This is a genomic window from Devosia sp. (genome assembly GCF_041917035.1).
Taxonomy (GTDB): Bacteria; Pseudomonadota; Alphaproteobacteria; order Rhizobiales; family Devosiaceae; genus Devosia_A.
The window spans coordinates 1-2,891 of the sequence record NZ_JAYRYM010000354.1; the positions used below are offsets into that span (position 1 = coordinate 1).

3 protein-coding genes and 1 pseudogene are annotated in these 2,891 nt (G+C 68.5%); 2 read left to right on the top strand and 2 right to left on the bottom strand.

Translation table 11 applies throughout. The features are described 5' to 3' along the window. Window positions 1-228, top strand: a pseudogene (locus ACE3TU_RS20895) (hypothetical protein); the annotation flags it as partial. Between the two features lie 68 nt (window positions 229-296). Beyond that, window positions 297-593 (top strand): GNAT family N-acetyltransferase, encoded by a 297-nt coding sequence (locus ACE3TU_RS20900; protein ID WP_374627763.1) that lies wholly within the window; start codon window positions 297-299, stop codon window positions 591-593. 15 nt (window positions 594-608) lie between these two features. Here the strand turns inward: ACE3TU_RS20900 and ACE3TU_RS20905 are convergent, their stop codons facing one another. Next, window positions 609-2,336: a GGDEF domain-containing protein gene (locus ACE3TU_RS20905; protein WP_374627765.1), complete on the bottom strand. Its 1,728-nt coding sequence runs from the start codon at window positions 2,334-2,336 to the stop codon at window positions 609-611. A 153-nt stretch (window positions 2,337-2,489) separates the two neighbouring features. After that, window positions 2,490-2,891, bottom strand: a 402-nt coding sequence (locus ACE3TU_RS20910) for an alpha/beta hydrolase (protein WP_374627767.1), incomplete at its 5' end; no start/stop codon positions are given.

Here is a 2,891-nt window from a genome sequence, read left to right on the forward strand (position 1 = left end):
CTCTACTACATGCTCGGTCGCTACGACGATTCGATCGCCGACTGCGCCCGGGTGCTGGCGCTCGAACCGCGCCACTTCGGGGCGCTCAGCGGGCGCTCGCTGATGTACCTGCAGATGGGCAAGCGCGACCTGGCACTCAAGGACATGGCAACGGCCGTGGCGATCCACCCGTTCCTCGTCGAGCGGCAGTTCTTCCCCGAACTGGGCGAACCGGCGACCCGCATCTGACGAGCGCCCTTCCAGAAGTCGCCGCCGACCGCCATACTGGCGGCACTGTCGCCAGTAAGGACTGAACCATGACGGACGCGTTCGAGATCAAGCACGAAGATGCGGGCCATCGCGGCCGCTACGTGATCTACCTGCCGGACGGATCCGAGGCGGAGATGACCTATGTGCGGCGCGACCCGGACACCATCGTCGCCGACCATACCGGCGTGCCGCCGCAATACCGCAACCACGGCCTCGCGCTGAAGCTGGTCGAGGCGGCAATGACCGCCGCCCGCCGCGACGGCTTCCGCATCGTGCCGGTATGCTCCTACGTGGTCGCGCAGTTCCGCCGCCACCCCGAATGGGCCGATCTCAGGGCCGACTGAGCGCCCGGCACCGGCTCAGGCCGTCAGGCGGGCCGGCGACTCCGCGTCGAATGCCACCACGCGATTGCGCCCGTCGGCCTTGGCGCGATAGAGCGCGGCATCGGCCAGTTCCACCGCGACATCCAGCGACTCGCCGGCATCCAGCTCGCTCGCCCCGATGCTGACGGTGATGGCGATCTGCCGGTCGCCGCCGATATCGATCGGCCGGGACGAGAGCGCGACGCGGATGGCCTCGGCCACCGCGCCCGGATCGAGTTCGCCGATGCCGTTGACGAGGAGGATGAACTCGTCGCCGCCCCAGCGGCCGCAGGCATCGGCGGGGCGGACCATGCCGGACAGCCGCCGGGCCGTCTCGGCCACCACCATGTCGCCGGCCCGGTGGCCGAACCGGTCGTTGACCGCCTTGAACGCGTCGATGTCGATCAGCAGCAGCGCCAGCCGCGAGCGACCGGCCGAACCGATCCGCTCGTAGGCCTCGGCGAAGCCGCGGCGATTGGCAATGCCGGTGAGCTGGTCCCGGAAGGCGAGCCGGCGCAGCTCGTCGGTCCGCTCTTCGACCATCTGCTCTAGCATCCTCGTATTGCCGCCCACCGCCTCGGCCATCGCGGCGAGGCCGCGCGACAGCCGCCCGATCTCGTCCTGCCCCCCGTCGACCGGCGCCCGGGCGAACTCGCCGGCCCGGACCGCGCTGATCCCGGCTTCGAGCCGGGCCAGCCGATCCAGAACGCCGCGCTTGAACACCAGCCCGATGATGGCGGCGAGGACCGCCATGATCGCCCCGAGCAGCAAGCCGAGCGGCAGGAACAGGCTGCGGTCGATGACCTTGTCCACCTCCATCAGCGTGACGTTGTACCAGCCCAGCCGGTCGAGATAGCCCACCCCGACCAGCACCTCCCGGCCGCCCATATGCATGAAGCGGCTCTCCACCCTGACCTCGTCCGAGGTCACCCGGGCGAGCATGGCCCGCATCTGGGCGCGATCCTCGGGCCGGTCGAGCAGGGCGAAGACGGTCTTCTTGTTGGCGAGGTCCTTGGTGATGGAGTGGAAATCGACGAGGCTGGCATCGCGATGGGCCTGCACCGCGCCGGCACGATCGACGAACATCGCCGTCACCCCGGTCTGCGGGATGTCCACCACCTCGGCGACGAAGCGGCTGAGATCGAGACCGGTGCCCAGCACCCCCACGACCTTGTCGCCGTCAGCGATGACGCAGTTGATCCAGACCTTGGTGACGGCCAGCACGTCGTCGTGATCGACATTGAGGTGACAGCCCTCGCCCAGCGCCGTGGTCTTGAAGTACCAGGCGTCGCGCGGGTTGTCCGGGCTCAGCGTGTGGCTCAGCTGGCGCCCGGCAAAGCTGTTTGCGGCATCGTTGAAGTAGTAGTTCCGCGAGGCATCGACCACGAAGAAGTAGGAATGGTCGGCAAAGGCCTTCCGGTAGTGTTCGAGTTCGGCGAGGCCCCGCGCCCAGCGCTCGGCATTGCCCTCGTTCTTGGCCCATTCCCGGATGGCGGTCGAGCGCGACAGGGTTTCGGCGAGCTTGACCTCCTGCATCAGCGCCCCGAGGCCGCGATAGCGGTCGAACAGTATCTGCTTTTCGGCGAACAGCGTGCCCAGCCGCACCACCGTGGCATTGACGATGGCGGTGAAGGAGAAATAGGCCGGGACCGAGAGCGCCACGAACACCGCCAGCGTGAGCAGCAGGATGCGCGTCCTGAGGCTGGACGCCAGTGCGCTCCTCATCCTGCCAAGTGCCAATCTCGGTCCGGCCGGCTTCTCCCGATCCGTCTCCCCATTTCCCCCAAAGACTAGGGTCCAAGGCGTAAACGGAAGGCTAAGCCCGACCGCAAAAGCGGCGTCCCGCAACGCTCCGGAACGCCACTTAAGTTCATGTTCTTAAAGTAAGAAATCGCGCACGGCCAGCAGCTCGTCGCGGCGGATCTCGTGCCCGCCATCGTGCCAGACGAGACCGACATCGGCACCGTTGGCGGCGAAATAGTCGGCGAGGCGCTGGGCGCCGGCGGCGGGTGCGATGGGGTCGTGCCGGCCGGCAGTGATCAGGATGCGGCGCCCGGCCAGCCCCGGCTGGACGGGCGGATCGAAGGGAATCAGCGGGTGCATCAGCACCGCCGCGTCGAAGCTCGCCGGCGCGGCGAACAGCACCGAGGCGGTGATGTTGGCGCCGTTCGAGTAGCCCAGCGCCAGCCGCTCGCCGGCCGGCGCCGTCGCGGCGACGAAGGACGCGACCCTGGCCGTGGCGCGGGCGAGGTCCTGCATGTCGTAGCGTCCTTCGGCGAG